Annotated in this window: 13 protein-coding genes and 2 pseudogenes; 11 read left to right on the top strand and 4 right to left on the bottom strand. The window is 58.0% G+C overall.

The features are described from left to right. On the top strand, window positions 1-607 hold a 607-nt coding region (locus ACZAHD_RS16300; RefSeq protein WP_462457700.1), incomplete at its 5' end, for a zinc-binding dehydrogenase. Window positions 608-915: 308 nt separating this feature from the next. Here ACZAHD_RS16300 and rihA read toward each other — a convergent pair. Then, window positions 916-1,851 (bottom strand): pyrimidine-specific ribonucleoside hydrolase RihA, encoded by a 936-nt coding sequence (gene rihA, locus ACZAHD_RS16295; protein ID WP_462457699.1) that lies wholly within the window; start codon window positions 1,849-1,851, stop codon window positions 916-918. A gap of 307 nt (window positions 1,852-2,158) precedes the next feature. Further along, a complete protein-coding gene (gene pqqU, locus ACZAHD_RS16290) occupies window positions 2,159-4,270 on the bottom strand; it encodes a TonB-dependent receptor PqqU (RefSeq protein ID WP_462457698.1) in 2,112 nt (703 codons plus the stop codon). A 260-nt stretch (window positions 4,271-4,530) separates the two neighbouring features. Here pqqU and yncE point away from each other — a divergent pair, with 260 nt between their 5' ends. Next, on the top strand, window positions 4,531-5,592 hold the full coding sequence (yncE, locus tag ACZAHD_RS16285; protein ID WP_462457697.1) for a 7-bladed beta-propeller protein YncE: 1,062 nt from the start codon (window positions 4,531-4,533) through the stop codon (window positions 5,590-5,592). A 144-nt stretch (window positions 5,593-5,736) separates the two neighbouring features. After that, a complete protein-coding gene (locus ACZAHD_RS16280) occupies window positions 5,737-5,958 on the top strand; it encodes a YgdI/YgdR family lipoprotein (RefSeq protein WP_462457696.1) in 222 nt (73 codons plus the stop codon). A 45-nt stretch (window positions 5,959-6,003) separates the two neighbouring features. Here the strand turns inward: ACZAHD_RS16280 and ansP are convergent, their stop codons facing one another. Together ansP and ACZAHD_RS16270 are read right to left on the bottom strand one after the other, a co-directional pair. Then, window positions 6,004-7,467, bottom strand: coding sequence for an L-asparagine permease (ansP, locus tag ACZAHD_RS16275; protein WP_462457695.1), 1,464 nt, complete (start codon window positions 7,465-7,467; stop codon window positions 6,004-6,006). A gap of 389 nt (window positions 7,468-7,856) precedes the next feature. Next, a pseudogene (locus ACZAHD_RS16270) lies at window positions 7,857-8,143 on the bottom strand (LysR family transcriptional regulator); the annotation flags it as partial. Window positions 8,144-8,256: 113 nt separating this feature from the next. On the opposite strand from ACZAHD_RS16270, the gene ACZAHD_RS16265 reads away from it, so the two are divergent. The 8 genes and pseudogenes from ACZAHD_RS16265 to ACZAHD_RS16230 all read left to right on the top strand — a co-directional run bounded on the left by ACZAHD_RS16265 (window position 8,257) and on the right by ACZAHD_RS16230 (window position 16,070). Continuing rightward, window positions 8,257-8,655 carry a (R)-mandelonitrile lyase gene (locus ACZAHD_RS16265; RefSeq protein WP_462457694.1) on the top strand — a complete coding sequence of 133 codons (399 nt, stop codon included), beginning with the start codon at window positions 8,257-8,259 and terminating at the stop codon, window positions 8,653-8,655. Window positions 8,656-8,759: 104 nt separating this feature from the next. Continuing rightward, a complete protein-coding gene (locus tag ACZAHD_RS16260; protein WP_462457693.1) occupies window positions 8,760-9,305 on the top strand; it encodes a P-loop NTPase family protein in 546 nt (181 codons plus the stop codon). Between the two features lie 105 nt (window positions 9,306-9,410). After that, window positions 9,411-10,412 carry an MsnO8 family LLM class oxidoreductase gene (locus ACZAHD_RS16255; RefSeq protein ID WP_462457692.1) on the top strand — a complete coding sequence of 334 codons (1,002 nt, stop codon included), beginning with the start codon at window positions 9,411-9,413 and terminating at the stop codon, window positions 10,410-10,412. Next, window positions 10,409-11,530, top strand: coding sequence for a M20 peptidase aminoacylase family protein (locus ACZAHD_RS16250; protein WP_462457691.1), 1,122 nt, complete (start codon window positions 10,409-10,411; stop codon window positions 11,528-11,530). The genes ACZAHD_RS16255 and ACZAHD_RS16250 overlap by 4 nt, the downstream gene beginning before the upstream one ends. Window positions 11,531-11,582: 52 nt before the next feature. After that, window positions 11,583-13,850 (top strand): annotated as a pseudogene (locus tag ACZAHD_RS16245) (NtaA/DmoA family FMN-dependent monooxygenase). Between the two features lie 11 nt (window positions 13,851-13,861). Then, window positions 13,862-14,371 carry a GNAT family N-acetyltransferase gene (locus ACZAHD_RS16240; protein WP_462457690.1) on the top strand — a complete coding sequence of 170 codons (510 nt, stop codon included), beginning with the start codon at window positions 13,862-13,864 and terminating at the stop codon, window positions 14,369-14,371. Between the two features lie 9 nt (window positions 14,372-14,380). Next, window positions 14,381-15,310, top strand: a complete 930-nt coding sequence (locus tag ACZAHD_RS16235) for an amino acid ABC transporter permease (RefSeq protein WP_462457689.1) — start codon at window positions 14,381-14,383, stop codon at window positions 15,308-15,310. Then, window positions 15,294-16,070 carry an amino acid ABC transporter ATP-binding protein gene (locus tag ACZAHD_RS16230; protein WP_462457688.1) on the top strand — a complete coding sequence of 259 codons (777 nt, stop codon included), beginning with the start codon at window positions 15,294-15,296 and terminating at the stop codon, window positions 16,068-16,070. The genes ACZAHD_RS16235 and ACZAHD_RS16230 overlap by 17 nt, the downstream gene beginning before the upstream one ends. Window positions 16,071-16,098 lie beyond the last annotated feature (28 nt).

Raw genomic sequence — 16,098 nt, 5'->3', positions numbered from 1 at the left:
CGGTCAGCCGAAGGCGGGGGAAACGCTGGTAGTGGCCGCGGCTACCGGGCCGGTTGGCGGTACGGTTGGACAAATCGCCAAACTAAAAGGTTGTCGCACGGTGGGGATTGCCGGGGGCAGCGAGAAGAGCCGTTATGCGGTCGACACCCTTGGGTTTGATATCTGCCTCGATCATCACGCCGGGGACTTTGCCAGCCAGCTGGCCGAGGCCTGTCCGCAGGGTATTGATATCTATTACGAAAACGTCGGCGGCAAGGTGTTTGATGCCGTGCTGCCGTTGCTCAATACTTCGGCGCGGGTCCCGCTGTGCGGTCTGGTCAGTGGGTATAATGCAACCGGACTGCCGGAAGGCCCGGATCGTCTGCCGCTATTGATGGCGACACTGCTGAAAAAACGTATCCGGATGCAGGGTTTTATCATCGGCCAGGACTACGGGCATCGTATTGCCGAGTTCCAGGAGGAGATGGGGCGCTGGGTACAGGAAGGCAAAATCAAATACCGTGAGCAGCTTGTCGATGGCCTGGAGCGTGCGCCCAATGCGCTGATTGGTCTGCTGAAGGGCGAAAACTTCGGCAAAGTGGTGGTCCGGGTTTCACCCGACGAATAGGTCTTATGCCCCGGCGGCAGAGCGCCGGGGCGAGGATCGGCAAAGCACCAGAAATGGCGCGCTCCATCCGGGTTTTCCTTAAATACCTTTCCAAGGTAAACGCTGTTTGTCGGTCACGATACTGAAATTAACGAAGCTGCCTGCCTCTGATCGATCCAACCCGGACAGACCAAAGGCAGGTTTATTGACGAACGAGCGGACAGGGCCTGCGTCTGACAAACTCATCGCCTGATACTCTGCAAACTGCCGACGCTCGTCTTTATCCAGAAGGCAGTATCGCAGCCTTTAACGTCTCTCAGAATCCTTATTCAGCCATAAAACGCCAGCCGATCGACTAACAGGTCCACAAACCGCTCCCGGTCGATATCCAGCAACACCGTGGTATTCGGCTGCTTGCCGGTGAGGAAGTAATAATCAACCACCGTCATCCCCTGGGTGTATTTCCCCTGAGTTTCCACGCCCACCCAGCGCTCAACGCTGGTAAACAACTCCGGCTTCAGCAGCCAGGCGATGGTGCAGGGATCGTGCAGCGGAGCACCGGTGAAACCCCATTTGGCATCCTTGTGATACTCCATAAAGAAGTCGAGCAGCTCGGCAACAATGGTCGCCACCGGGTTGCCCACCTGGCGGAAACGTTCGATATCCAGGCCATGAATCTGCGCCCGATGCGTGACGTCCAGCCCGGCCATCACCACCGGAATACCCGACTGGAAGACGATCTCCGCCGCTTCCGGGTCGACGTAGAGATTAAACTCGGCGGCGGGCTGCCAGTTGCCCAACACCATCGCGCCGCCCATCAGGACAATGCGGGCGATCTTGTCATGCAGTTCCGGGTGGCTGTTGAGCAGCAGGGCGACGTTGGTTTGCGGGCCGGTGGCGACAATCGTCACCGGTTGCGGGCTTTCGCGTAGCGTTTTGGCCATCAGCTCGACGGCGGTGCAGGCCTGCGGCGTAAAATCTGGTTCCGGCAGCGCCGGGCCGTCGAGCCCGCTTTCGCCGTGAACGTTGTCAGCGATGATCAGCTCCCGCATTAGCGGCTTACGCGCGCCGCCGGCGACAGGAATGTCTTGCCTTCCCAGCAGCGTCAGCATGCGCAGCACGTTGCGCAGGGTTTTGTCCGGCGTCTGGTTGCCAGCGGAGGCGGTGATCGCCTTGACGTCAAGTTCGGGTGAGGCGAGGGCGAGAACCATCGCGATGGCGTCATCATGACCGGGATCGCAATCGAGAATGATCGGCAGTGCCATAGCAGCTCCTTGTTGGGCGTTATTTGTGACAAGGGTAACGCTCGAGGGCACAACAGACGAGAAAGGATAAAACAAAGCGTGAAGTAAGTGGCAATAAGACGCCCGGGAACCTCGCCAGTGACAAGAGAACCGCTCCCCGGTGGCGCTGCGCTTACCGGGGCTACAGCCGGTGTAACACCGTAGCCCGGGTAAGGGGTTTACACCGCAACACGGGAAACTGACCAAGTGACACGGGAACCTCACGAGTGACATGGAATCCTCCCCCCGATGGCGCTGCGCTTACCGGGGAGAGGGGTTACACAGAGGGTTATTCAAAACGCCAGGCGACGTTCAGGCCGACGCCATAGTTACGTCCCGGCGCGGGTTCGTAGTAACGACCGTTGGACTCATTGACAATCACCGAGCCGACGTAGCTGCGATCGAAGAGGTTATCGACGCGGCCAAACAGATCCATGTCCATCTTGCCATAGCTCCACTTATAACCGGTGGTGAGACCGACCACCGTCCAGGACGGGGCTTTGGCGGTGTTCTCGTCGTTAGCCATGATATCGCTCATATAGCGAATATCGCTGCCGGCGTACCAACCGCGATCCGGCTGATAGCCGAACGAGGCGTATCCCATATTGCGCGCGATACCCGGAATACGGTTGCCGTTGCAGCTGGCGTCATCGCAGACGTTGGTCCGGTAGGTCGCATCAAGCCAGGTCCATGCAGCTTTCAGTCGCCAGCTTTCGCCGAACTGCTGATCCAGCCCCAGTTCCATGCCCTGACGACGCGTTTTCCCGGCGTTTTTGTAGCTGGTACGGCCGCCGCTGCTGGCATCCACCACAATCTCGTTATCGGTATTAGTCTGGAATATCGCGGCAGTAAACAGGCCATTGCCGACCCGCGTCTTACTGCCAATCTCGACCGTATCATTGGTCGAAGGCTGCAGGCCGAAATTGAGGCCGCTTTGGTTACCGGAACGGTAGGAGAGCTCGTTAATGGTGGGCGTCTCAAAGCCGCGACCAGCGGAGAGATAGATGTTCCACGCCTCGGTGACCGCATATTTTAATGAACCGGCTGGCAGCCATTTGTGGTAGCTGGCGTCGCCGCTGTCATCGCCGTTACGCGGAGTCACGTAATAATCGTTGGAGTCGAACCACACCGAGCTGTAGCGCACGCCGGCATCAAGGGAGAGTTTGTCCGTCAGCTGCCACTGGGTCTGCAGATACGGGTCGATGTTCCACATCAGATTACGTTCATTACGCCGCAGGTTCCCCTCTTCGCCGTACTGCGGCGCGCTGTTGACCATCACGAAGTTTTCAAACCCTTTGCGCCGCTCGCTCATATTTTCATAGTCGAGACCGGTGGTGAAGGTGACCGGCACCAGCAGCTCGCCACGGTGGGTCCAGCGGGTATCAACCCCCTGATAATGACGTGTCAGGTCGATAACACCGCCCGCATGGCCTGGATTCAGCTGCGGCGCGCGCGGGATTGACTGATATTGCGTGGTTTCACGCTCGCCGGCGTACATCATCACGCTCAGATCATCCTGCTCGCTGAGCTGACGCTCGTAGCGCAATCCCGCTTGGGTCTGCTTCGTTGACTTGCGGGTATTGTACTGATCGCCGCGGGGCGACTGGCGCGGGTTGTTCTGCCATTCATCGTAACTTAGGCCACCAGCGTCATTGGCTTTGATATCCACGCTGTTGAACAGCAGGGTCAGCTTACTGACGTCATTAATGCGCACGCCCAGTTTGGCGTTGGCCAGGTTTTTGCGAGCGCCGCTGTGATCGCGGTAGCCGTGGGTGGTAAAGCGGTTGGTCGATACGGTGTAATCGACGTCTCCGGCGTGGGTTCCGTCGCCGACGGCACCGGTCGCTTTCATACCATAGTGCCAGGTGCCGAAGCTGCCGTAATAGCTGCTGGCTTCGAGGGTGGGCGGCTGGCTGCCGGTTTGGGTCGTCACATTGATCACCCCCCCCGAAGAGTTGCCGTACAGCGCAGAAAACGGTCCGCGCAGGACATCAAGGCTCTCGACGCTGCCGATATCAATATTTGAGGTTTGTCCCTGGCCATCGGGCATGGTGGCCGGAATGCCGTCAACGTAAATGCGCAGCCCGCGCACGCCGTAGGTGGAACGGGCACCAAAGCCGCGAATCGATAGCTGCTGATCCTGGGCGTAGTTCTGTCGGTTCTGAACCTGCAGCCCCGGAACGGCGCCCAGTGATTCAGAGAGATTCACGCGCGGCGCCGCCTGACGCATCTCATCCCCGTTAACGACGCTGACCGCGGCGGGGGTATCGAGTTCGGAGACCGCGGTCGGGGCGGCGGTCACAACCATAGTTTGTTCATCGGTGGTGCTGGTCTGAGCCACCGCGATCAGTGGAAAGAGGAGGGCAGGTAGCGCAGCCGTGCGCACGGAATGGATTTTCATAGAGCTACTCGTAAAACGAACCAAACGGAACATATGTTCTCATGTTAACCCTTTTGTAATTTTTTGAAAATTATTAACGTTATTTTTGTTAAATAATGGCACCGAATGGTTATTTTCGCCGTCGGTTTTCATAAATAACGCTCCACTTCAGGAAAAATAATGATTACTATTCGCATTTGAAAAAGAACGCAAAGCCAGGACTTTGCGTCAAGGAAGCAATGTCGAGCAGGCACATAGATGTTTTATTCAAGGGAGTCGTCATGTCATTACGTCATCTGTCCGCGCCGCGTCTGCGCCGTTCACTGTTATTAACCTCTTTACTGCTGGCGGGGAGCTTCAGCGCTCACGCGGCAGAAGAAATGTTGCGCAAGGCGGTCGGTAAGGGCGCATACGAAATGGCTTACAGCCAGCAGGAAAATGCACTGTGGGTCGCTACTTCTCAAAGCCGTTCACTGGATAAGGGCGGGATTGTTTATCGCCTTGACCCGACCACGCTGGAGGTGACGCAGATTATTCATAACGATCTGAAACCGTTCGGCGCGACGATCAATAACGCGACGCAAACGCTGTGGTTTGGTAACACCACTGACAGCACCGTCACCGCCATTGATGCCAAAACCGGCGCGGTGAAAGGGCGTCTGGTGCTCGACGAGCGTCAACGCAGCGAAACTGTGCGCCCGCTGGCACCGCGTGAGCTGGCCGTTAATGAAAAAACCAATACGGTCTACATCACCGGCCTGGGCAAAGAGAGCGTGATCTGGGTGGTGGATGGTGAAAAGCTGACGCTGAAAGACACCATCACCAATACCGGCGCAATGGCGACCGGGCTGGCGGTGGATGCTGACGCGAAGCGTATTTACACCACCAACGCCGATGGTGAGCTGCTGACCATCGACAGCGAGAGCAACAAAATTATTAGCCGCAAGAAACTGCAGGATGACGGCAAAGAGCACTTCTATTTGAACCTGAGCCTGGACACTGCCGGTCACCGCGCCTTCATCACCGATAGCAAACAGCCGGAAGTGCTGGTCGTTGACCTCCGTGACGGGAAAGTGCTGCAGAAAATCGCTGCGCCGGAGTCCCTGGCTGTGCTGTTCAACCCGACGCGCAATGAAGCCTATGTGACACATCGTAAAGCCGGGGAAGTCAGCGTGATTGATGGTAAAACCTACAAAGTGGTCAACACCTTCAAAACGCCAACCCACCCCAACAGCCTGGTGCTCTCTGCCGATGGTAAAACGCTGTACGTCAGCGTGAAGCAGGAATCAACCCGGCAGAAAGAAGCGACCCAGCCGGATGACGTTATCCGCATTGCGTTGTAAGCCATGATTGAGGAGGGGGAAACCCCTCCCGCCCGCCGGAATCACCCTCTGTTACAAACACTTATTGGCCCTATAGCGGTTATGGTTTTAACATTATCGTCTTGCCGCCTGCTGTCTGGCGGCATTAATCATTCTGGAGGATGTATGAATAAGCCATTTATGGCTCTGTGCGCTGGCGCGATGCTGGCACTGCTTGCGGGCTGTACTTCAAACTATGTGATGACGACGAAAAGCGGACAGACCATTGTGACTCAGGGTAAGCCGCGTCTGGATAAAGACACCGGTATGACCAGTTATGTGGATGAATCTGGCAACCACCGCCAGATTAACAGCAGCGATGTGTCGCAACTGGTGGAAGATAATTAAGCAGAAAGTGGCGGTTTGCCCGGTGACGGACAAACCGCGCTCGCATTATTTTTGCGCTGACGGTGCGCGCGGCGCCGTACTATGAATAGCCTGAACGCGCTTACGCACGCCAAACCAACCGGCCACCAGCAGCACCGCAATCAGCGGAATGGAGCCGATGGTATAGGTACCGTTCGGATAATCGAAGGCCATCAATACCAGCACGCTGAGCAGGAACAACAGGGTTAGCCAGGAGGTGAATGGCGCACCCGGCATCCTGAAGCTGACCTCCGCCGCTTTCCCTTCCTTGATGGCTTTACGCAGGCGCATCTGACACACCACGATAAAGCCCCACGAGGCAATAATCCCCAGTGAAGCCACGTTGAGAACAATTTCGAACACCTGCGACGGCACCAGATAGTTCAGGAACACCCCGAGGATATACACCGCCAGCGTAGCCAGAATCCCGGCATAGGGTACGTGATGACGGCTCATCTTCGACATAAACTTCGGCGCAGAGCCGCCCATCGACATCGAACGCAGGATACGCCCGGTGGAGTACAGGCCAGAGTTGAGGCTGGAGAGCGCGGCGGTGAGCACCACGATATTCATCACGCTGCCGATGTACGGCACGCCAAGCTTTGAGAAGAAGGTCACAAACGGGCTCTGTCCGGCCTGATAGGCATTCCACGGCAGCAGCAGTACCAGCAGCAGCACCGAGCCTACGTAGAACAGGCCGATACGCCAGATCACGCTGTTGATGGCGCGCGGTACCATTGTCTGCGGCTCTTTACACTCGCCGGCGGCGGTTCCGACCAGTTCGATGGAGGCAAAGGCGAACACCACCCCCTGTACCAACACCAGCGCAGGCATCAGTCCGTGTGGGAACAGGCCGCCGTTATCGGTAATCAGGTGGAAGCCGGTGGCATTGCCGTCCAGCGGTTTACCGCTGCCGAGGAAAATGGTCCCCACCACCAGGAAAGCGACAATTGCCAGTACTTTGATCAGGGCGAACCAGAACTCCATTTCGGCGAACCACTTCACACCAATCATGTTCATGGTACCGACGATCGCCAGTGCCCCGAGCGCAAAGACCCACTGTGGGACATCGCCGAAGGCGCCCCAGTAGTGCATATACAGCGCCACGGCGGTGATATCGACAATCCCGGTCATCGCCCAGTTGACGAAGTACATCCAGCCGGCGACGTAGGCCGCTTTTTCACCCAAAAACTCGCGGGCGTAGGAGACGAAACTGCCGCTGGAAGGACGGTGCAGAACCAGTTCGCCGAGGGCTCGTAAAATAAAGAATGAGAACAGGCCGCAGACCAGATAAACCAGCGCCAACGCCGGTCCAGCCATCTGTAAACGCGCGCCGGCACCGAGGAACAGGCCGGTACCGATGGCGCCGCCGATGGCGATCATCTGCACCTGACGGTTGCCCATCGCTTTGTGATAGCCCGACTCCTGAGAGTTGAGCCAGTGACGTCTGGCGGCATGGTGCTCCGCCGTCGAGTTTTGCTTCGTATTCATTGATGTACCCATTTTCCTGTCAATGTCCATGAGTGGTTCCTCGTACCGCTGAGTCGCAGTAGGTTATGCTGGCTTTCCCATCATTCTGACGTAGGAGATAAGCAGAGCATGGCGCAGCATCCTACACGTAACGAGATAGTCACGCACGTAAAACATTTCTCAACAGCACTTGCTTAAATATCAATGAGTTCAACAACGAAGGGCGTCTACCAGCAGGCGGAAGGCCGCGGTATGCGGGGCAAGAGAGGTGATCGCCGGGGAAGGAGGGGGCCAGGCATCGAGGACCTGGATGAGTCTCCCTTCCGCCAGCGACTTGCTCCACGCTCTCTTGCGGGATATCGGCCAGATCGAGCTCGCACTCCGCGGCGTCAATCCGCTGCAGCAGGCTGTTTAAGGTACCCCGCCGGAAGAGAGTGGGTAGTGCGCAGAGCGTGAAACGCCTGTTCTGTCTTTTTCTGATGCGGGTCCCGGCGCTGGACAGCTTTTCGCCCGTCTCGGTAGGTAGAGGACGACGGGGGGACGGGTCAGCAACAGCACATCGAGCCGGGCTCAAGGTTACGCATCGCGGGGTTGAGGGCGGCGCGGGAGAGACCTGGCTGAGCTGGGCGCGGGTAAAACGACGCTCGCGGGCGACCACCATAAACGACAGCAGGTCGTGAACATTCTCTTTTAACATCACTTTTCCGGGTTAATGAATTTCGCTCCTGGTTGTTTTCTGATTTTGCTGTCTAATCCTGATCGCAAGATTGCGCTACTTTGAACAGACACGTCATGTTGAGAGGAACAGAAATGAACATTATCCATAGCGGCTCACAGTCTTCGAAAAAAGGTCCGGCTAGTTGGTTTACCGTCGATGTTCGTATTGATGCGCCGTTCCAGGCCAGCGAGCCGGCCAAAGTGGGCGGGGCGACGGTCACTTTTGAACCTGGCGCGCGTACCGCCTGGCACACCCACCCCCTTGGCCAAACGCTGATCGTCACCCAAGGGCGCGGCTGGCTGCAGGAGTGGGGCAAGGCGCCGCAGGCGCTGAATCAGGGCGATATCGCCCTGATTCCACCGGGGATCAAACACTGGCACGGCGCCAGCCGCGAGACCGCTCTGGTGCATATTGCGATTGCTGAAGCCGAAAACGGCAGCGCGGTGACCTGGCTTGAAAAGGTCACCGATGAGCAGTATCCGGCAGGCTAATCTCCACAGGCTGTGCTGCCAGCCGCGTTCTGCGGGCCAGCCGGTAGCGCTAGCCGGGTTTTTCGGGCTATGATTGGCCGCGACACAGTGGCTGAGAGATAGCGATGAAAATCAACGTAGTAGGTACCAGCGGCGTCGGCAAATCGACGCTGGCGCGAAGGCTCGCAGAGATCCTCTCCGTTCCCTATATTGAGATGGACAGGCTTTACTGGCGCGCAGACTGGCAGGGGGGGTCGGATGAGACGTTCTTCGCCGACGTGGCCGCTGCCACCGAGGCTCCCGGCTGGGTGTTGGACGGCAATTACAACCGCAGTCGCCCGGTTAAGTGGCGCAACGTCGATCTGGTGGTGTGGGTGGATTATGGTTTTTGTCGAACCCTGCGACAGGCCGTCTGTCGGGCTATTTCCCGGTCAATCCGCGGTCAGGAGCTGTGGCCGGGAACCGGCAACTGCGAAAGCTTCCGTCGCGCCTTTCTCAGCCGCCACTCCATTATCTGGTGGACCCTCAAAACCTGGAAGAATAATCGCCAGCGTTATCAGTCTGATATGACCAACCCGGCGTACCGGCACATTCGCTTTGTACGCCAGCGTCATCCGCGGCAGACCGAGGATTTTATCCGCCAGCTACAGCGGCAGGTGGCGCCGCATTAAGTGTGTATATCTATTTTCCGGCAGAGTACATGTAAATAAATTGTTTCTCACTGGCCGCGGCAGATTCTAATAATGCAGGCATGTTAATTAATACGAGCCTGCGAAATGTCTTATCGAATCAGTATTCTGGATAAAAGTCCGCTGGCGTCAGGAGAAACGGCCGCCCAGGCGCTGACGCGTACATTAACACTGGCGCAACAGGCGGAAGCCTGGGGCTATCACCGCTTCTGGATTGCCGAGCACCACAATACCGATCAATTAGCCAGCCCGTCTCCGGAAGTGGTGATCGCCTGGATCCTTGGACAGACCCGGCAGATTCGTGTCGGATCCGGCGGCGTCATGCTGCAACACTACAGTCCGTACAAAGTCGCGGAAAACTTCAACCTGCTGGCCTCGATAGCACCAGGACGCGTCGATCTTGGCGTCGGGAAAGCGCCGGGCGGACTGCCGCTGTCAACACGGGCGTTGCAACTGGGGGTTCATCCGGCGGAAAAAGGCACGTTTGCCGATAGCCTCGCGCAGCTGGATAACTGGTTGTCGCTCACCGATGCCGGGGGGGAAGAGAGCCTGCGCGCCACGCCAATCCCGCCGCGCCGCGCCGATGGATTCCTGCTCGGCGCAAGCCTGGAGAGCGTTCAGCTCGCTGCGCAACTGGACTGGAGTTTCGTTTTCGCCGCCCATCTTAACGGCGACAAAACACTGCTTCGCGAGGTGTTAACCCGCTGGCGCGCACTGAGTCGCCGGGACGCCATCGTCGCGATCCAGGCCATTGTTGCCGAAGAGCGCGCCACGGCAATTGAGCTGGCTAAACAGGTTGAAGTCTGGGGCGTCGAACTGGAAAACGGCCAGCGGGTGACGGTGGGTAGCGAAGCGCAGGCGGCCGCTTTTGCCCGCCAGGCCGGAAGTGCGCCGGTTCGTATCGCCCGCCGCGACGCCTCGCTGCTGGCGGGAACCGCTGACGAGGTAAAAGCGCAGCTCGATGCCCTGCATGCTGCCTGGCATATTGACGAATTTATCATCGACACCCCGGTCAGCGAAGGGCAGGCGCGCCTCGACTCACTCCGCCTGTTGGCGCAGGCCCATCATGGCGCGGAGGTGTTGTCATGAGCTTTGAACAACAGCTGATTAACTGGCGGCGCGAACTGCATCAGTACCCGGAACTCTCATTGCAGGAGCTGGCGACGACGGCGCGTATTCGCGACTGGCTCGAGAGCGGCGGCCTGCGGGTGCTGCCCTATGAACTGAAAACCGGTCTGGTCGTCGAAGTGGGCAGCGGCGATAAGCTTATCGCCTTGCGCGCAGATATCGATGCGCTGCCGATTGCTGAGACCACCGGTCTGCCCTATCGCTCGCAAAACGAAGGGGTGATGCACGCCTGCGGTCATGATATTCACACCAGTGTGATGCTGGGGGCGGCGCTGCTGCTCAAAGAACGCGAAGCGACGCTCCCGGGGAGAGTACGTATTCTGTTCCAGCCAGCAGAGGAGAATTTCGGTGGGGCGAAAACCCTGATTCGCGCCGGGGTGCTGGAGGGCGTTTCGGCGATCTTCGGCATGCATAATGAACCCGGCCTGCCGGTGGGTGAGTTTGCCACCCGCGGCGGGGCGTTCTACGCCAATGTCGATCGCTTCGTCTTTAAGGTCACCGGTAAAGGGGCGCATGCTGCCCGGCCGCACGAAGGCAAAGATGCGATTTTGCTGGCCAGCCAACTGGTGACTGCCCTGCAGAGCGTTGCCAGTCGCGAGGTGAATACCCTTGATTCGGTGGTGCTGAGCGTGACGCGGATCCAGGGCGGCAATACCTGGAACGTACTGCCGGAAAGCGTGGAGCTGGAAGGGACCTTGCGTACCCACAGCAGTGAGGTGCAGCAGCGGGTCAAGGCGCGAGTCAGCGACATTGCCGCCGGTTTTGCCAGTGCTTTTGGCGCCCAGATTGATGTGTTCTGGTACGCCGGTCCTACGGCGTTGGTCAATGATCAACGCTGGGCGGAATTTGCCAGCGACGTTGCCGCTCACTCCGGCTACCGCACCCGACATGCGGAACTGCATATGGGTGGCGAGGATTTCGCCGTCTATCTACAGCATATTCCCGGCGCGTTTGTCAGCATCGGCAGCGCCAGCGAATTTGGTCTTCACCACCCGGCCTACAATCCGGATGACAACTTAATTGCCCCGGCGGCCCGCTATTTTGCGGCGCTGGCGGAGCAAGCTTTACGCCAGATCTGACGCCTGAGAGTTCGGGCTTCTGTTTTCATTTTCGACAAGGAAGGGAGTTGCTATGTCTGAAAAACGACAATTGCGTCTGGGCACAATATTACACGGCGCAGCGGGAAATATGTCCGCCTGGCGTCATCCGGCTGCGCAGGCGGATGCCAGTATTAATTTTGAGTTCGTTAAGCAGACGGCCTTAAAAGCCGAAGAGGGCAAGCTGGACTTTTTATTTGTTGCCGATGGTTTATATATTAATGAGAAATCTATCCCGCATTTTTTAAACCGTTTTGAACCGCTGACCGTGCTCTCGACGCTGGCGGCGGTCACCCGCAATCTCGGACTGGTGGGTACTTTATCCACCTCTTACAGCGAGCCCTTTACCACCGCGAGGCAGTTTGCCAGCCTTGACCATCTGAGTCAGGGGCGAGCGGGCTGGAACGTAGTGACATCGCCGCTGGAAGGGTCGGCAAAGAACTTTTCGCGCGCGCAGCATCCTGACCACGCGCTGCGTTACCGTATTGCCGATGAATATTTGCGGGTGGTGAAAGGATTATGGGATTCCTGGGAAGAGGATGCCTTCGTCCGTAATAAAGCCACCGGGCAGTTCTTCGATAAAAATAAGCTGCACACCCTCGACCATCGCGGTGATTTTTTCCAGGTTGCCGGCCCGCTCAATATTTCCCGCACGCCCCAGGGGCGGCCGATTATTTTTCAGGCCGGGGCTTCCGATGACGGCAAAAAACTGGCGGCCAGCCATGCCGATGCCATTTTTACCCATCAGGCGTCGCTGGCGGAAGCGCAGGCGTTTTATCGCGATGTGAAGAATCAACTGACAGCCTACGGTAGACAGGATAACCAATTACATATCTTCCAGGGGGTCAGTGTGATTGTTGGTGACGATGCCGACGACGTCGAACAGCAATATCAGACCACCGCCGCGCTGGTATCCATTGAGGACGCCCTCAACTATCTCGGACGCTATTTCGAACACCACGATTTTGCGCAGTACCCGCTGGATGAACCGTTCCCCGATATCGGCGAGCTGGGGAAAAACAGCTTCCGCAGCACTACCGACGAAATTAAGCGCAACGCGCGAGAACGCGGACTGACCCTGCGCCAGGTCGCGCTGGAGGTCACCAGTCCGCGACCGCTTTTCGCTGGCACGCCGCAGGAGGTCGCTGACGGTTTGCAGCACTGGTTCGAACAGCGGGGGGCCGACGGTTTCATCATTCAGGGCGGCACGCCGGATACCTTCCCGCGCTTTGTCGATCGGGTGGTGCCCATTTTGCAAGCGCGCGGGCTGTTCCGTCGGGAGTATCCGGGAACGACGTTGCGCGAAAGCCTCGGCTTGACACAGCCGGTGAATCAATTCCAACAACAATAACAACAGAGAACGCTCGCTATGCACAAAAAGTCACTTTTACTCGCCCTTGCGCTGGGTTTCAGCGCGCCATTATGGGCGCAGGACGTCAATATTAACGGTACCGGTGTAAGCGTGGAGGCCAATAAAACGCCGGTGCACACGGCAAAAAATCCGCAAGCTATCGCCCGGCTGCCGGCCAATTATCACCTTGCGGTGCCGGGAAAATTTACCGTGGCGGTCGCGGCGCTGAACTCGCCGCCGCTGACCGTCTTCTCGGACGATAACAAGACCCTGCTTGGCAGCGAAGTCGATATCGCCCGCCTCGTCGCCGACAGCCTGGGGTTGGAGCTGAATGTCGTACCGACCTCCTGGGAGGACTGGCCACTGGGCGTCTCTTCCGGCAAATATGATGCCGCGATCAGCAATATTACCGTCACTAAAGAGCGCAAAGAGAAGTTCGATTTTGCCACCTATCGTAAGGACTCGCTGGGCTTCTACGTCAAGAGCACCAGCCCGCTGAGTAAAATTGACCAGGCAGAAGACATTGCCGGGCTGCGGATTATCGTCGGCTCAGGCACCAACCAGGAAGCCATCCTGCTGGCGTGGAATGCGGAAAACCTGAAAAAGGGGCTGAAGCCCTTCACGCCGGTCTACACCAAAGATGATGCCGCCCAGACGCTGGCCATTCAGTCCGGACGTGCCGACGCCTTCTTCGGTCCGAACGTGATCGGCGCCTGGAAGGCCGCGCTGACCGGGAAGACCAAACTGGTGGGCAGCGTGGATGGCGGCTGGCCGAAAGCGGCGCACATTGCGGTCACGTTGAAAAAAGGCAGCGGGTTGGTGGAAGCCGTGCAGACGGCGTTAAACGGCACCATTCAGAACGGTGACTATGCCAAAGTGCTTACCCGCTGGGGGGAAAGCGTGGAGAGCATCCCGCAATCCGAAATTAACCCGGCCGGACTGGGCGATTAACAGGAGGCCATATGAGTGCAGCATTCCGCGATATCTCACCTGAAGCGCCGGAACTCCAGCCGATTATTCATGGCCTGTTCACCGAATACGCTTCGCGCTATGGCGACTATTTTTCTCGCGATGCGGAAGTCGAACTGACCGAGTGGTATCTGCCGCCACAGGGGCTGTTTATCGTCTTTGAACGTGAAGGCGAGATTATCGCCACCGGCGCCTACAAGCCGAAAGATAGCCGCACGGCGGAAATCAAACGCATCTGGACCCATCCGGCCCTGCGTCAGCAGGGGCTGGCGGCGAAAGTGGTCCAGGAACTGGAGCGGCGGGCGGTTTTGGCAGGTTACAGCCATATCTACCTGACGACCGGCTTTCGCCAGCCGGAAGCGGTCAGGCTCTATCTGAGCCAGGGCTACGACGCGCAGTTTGACCTGACGCGCAACCCGGAAGAGTACAGCCAGCCGCCCTTTGACGGACGGTTGAGATTCAGCAAAGCACTGACGGTAAGCGTTTTAAGCCACAGCGCCTGAGGAGAGAACATGAGCAGATCGGAAACGATTAAAGTGGTTCCGGCGCGCTATCCGCTGCGCGCCATCGGCGCGGTGGTGGCGCTGCTGGTACTGGTGGTCGTCGTGCAGTCGGTGGCCTTTAACCCGCGCTGGGAGTGGGCGGTTTTCGCCCGCTGGTTCTTTGACCCGGTCATTCTTGAAGGGCTGGGACAAACGCTGCTGCTGACGCTGCTGGGTACCGTACTGAGCGTGATACTGGGTGGTCTGCTGGCGCTGGCGAGGCTCTCTTCTTCGTGGCTGCTGAGCAGCCTTGCCTGGGGCTATATCTGGCTGTTCCGCTCGCTGCCGCTGATTGTGGTGCTGATCATCCTCTACAACTTCTCCTATCTCTACGACACGCTATCGCTCGGTATTCCGTTTACCGGGATCAGCTGGGGCAGTTATAAAACCATCAACGTGCTGGGGCAGTTTTCCACGGCAGTGGTGGGGCTGACGCTGGTGCAGAGCGCCTATACCGCGGAGATCATTCGCGGCGGCTTCCTCGGCGTTGACCACGGTCAGTATGAGGCGGCCGCAGCTCTGGGGCTGCCGGCGTGGCGGCGCACGCTGCGCATTATTCTGCCTCAGGCGCTGCGTACGATTTTGCCTGCGGGTTTCAATGAAATTATCAGCCTCGCCAAAGGGACCGCGATGGTTTATGTGCTGGCGATGCCCGAACTGTTTTACACCATCCAGATGATTTACAACCGTACCCAGGAAGTGATCCCGTTGTTGATGGTGGGGGCCGTCTGGTATCTGGCGATCACCAGTGTCTTGTCACTGATTCAATATCTGGTGGAACGCGCCCTGGCGCGCAGCGAACGCCGTTCGGCGGTCAACTCGCCGCGTCGCGCGCGCGCAGAAGAATCCGCACGCCAGCCGCAGAAACCGCAGGAGGCCATTCATGCCCAACTCTCGTAACGGCCATATCTCGATTACCGGCGTCAGCAAGTATTTTGGCCGTCATAAAGCGCTGGATAATGTCTCTCTCGAGATTCCGCCCGGCACGGTGACGGTGATCCTCGGGCCATCAGGTTCAGGAAAATCAACCCTGCTGCGCGCGATAAACCATCTGGAACGGGTGGATGAAGGGTTTATTCAGATTGATGGCGACTATATTGGCTATCGGCGTCAGGGCGATAAGCTCTATGAGCTGAAGGAGAGAGAGATTCTGCGCCAGCGCGTTAACGTGGGCTATGTCTTTCAGAACTTCAATTTGTTCCCGCATCTGACGGTGCTGGAAAACCTGATTGAAGCGCCGATTGCCCACCGGCAGGCGAGCCGCAAAGAGGCCATCGCCAACGCGTATGCGCTGCTGGACGTGGTGGGGCTGCGCCACAAAGCCGATGCCTGGTCGCGCCATCTCTCCGGCGGCCAGCAGCAGCGTATTGCCATCGCCAGGGCGCTGGCCCTCAAGCCGCGAGTGTTGCTGTTTGATGAACCGACCTCGGCGCTGGACCCGGAGTTGGTGGGCGAAGTGCTCGATGTGATTAAAAAACTGGCCCGCTCTGGTACCACGCTGGTGGTGGTGACGCATGAGATTGGTTTTGCCCGCGAAGTGGCCGATCAGGTAGTGTTTATAGTCGAGGGGAAAATTATTGAGCAGGGCAGCAGCGAGGCGGTGCTTAATCATCCGCAGCATCAGCGCACGCAGCAATTTTTATCAAAGGTGCTGGCATGAGAAAAAGGATCGTCGCCCTGGCGCTGGG

The sequence above is a fragment of the Raoultella sp. genome, from assembly GCF_039594335.1.
In the GTDB taxonomy this organism is placed as follows: domain Bacteria; phylum Pseudomonadota; class Gammaproteobacteria; order Enterobacterales; family Enterobacteriaceae; genus Klebsiella.
The sequence above is the reverse complement of the archived record's forward strand: the minus strand, read 5'-3'. Positions and strand labels throughout refer to the sequence as shown.

Coding starts and splice junctions, on each gene's coding strand:
- rihA (WP_462457699.1), bottom strand. CDS start 1,851: ATGGCACTGCCGATCATTCTCGATTGCGATCCCGGTCATGATGACGCC.
- pqqU (WP_462457698.1), bottom strand. CDS start 4,270: ATGAAAATCCATTCCGTGCGCACGGCTGCGCTACCTGCCCTCCTCTTT.
- yncE (WP_462457697.1), top strand. CDS start 4,531: ATGTCATTACGTCATCTGTCCGCGCCGCGTCTGCGCCGTTCACTGTTA.
- ACZAHD_RS16280 (WP_462457696.1), top strand. CDS start 5,737: ATGAATAAGCCATTTATGGCTCTGTGCGCTGGCGCGATGCTGGCACTG.
- ansP (WP_462457695.1), bottom strand. CDS start 7,467: ATGAATACGAAGCAAAACTCGACGGCGGAGCACCATGCCGCCAGACGT.
- ACZAHD_RS16265 (WP_462457694.1), top strand. CDS start 8,257: ATGAACATTATCCATAGCGGCTCACAGTCTTCGAAAAAAGGTCCGGCT.
- ACZAHD_RS16260 (WP_462457693.1), top strand. CDS start 8,760: ATGAAAATCAACGTAGTAGGTACCAGCGGCGTCGGCAAATCGACGCTG.
- ACZAHD_RS16255 (WP_462457692.1), top strand. CDS start 9,411: ATGTCTTATCGAATCAGTATTCTGGATAAAAGTCCGCTGGCGTCAGGA.
- ACZAHD_RS16250 (WP_462457691.1), top strand. CDS start 10,409: ATGAGCTTTGAACAACAGCTGATTAACTGGCGGCGCGAACTGCATCAG.
- ACZAHD_RS16240 (WP_462457690.1), top strand. CDS start 13,862: ATGAGTGCAGCATTCCGCGATATCTCACCTGAAGCGCCGGAACTCCAG.
- ACZAHD_RS16235 (WP_462457689.1), top strand. CDS start 14,381: ATGAGCAGATCGGAAACGATTAAAGTGGTTCCGGCGCGCTATCCGCTG.
- ACZAHD_RS16230 (WP_462457688.1), top strand. CDS start 15,294: ATGCCCAACTCTCGTAACGGCCATATCTCGATTACCGGCGTCAGCAAG.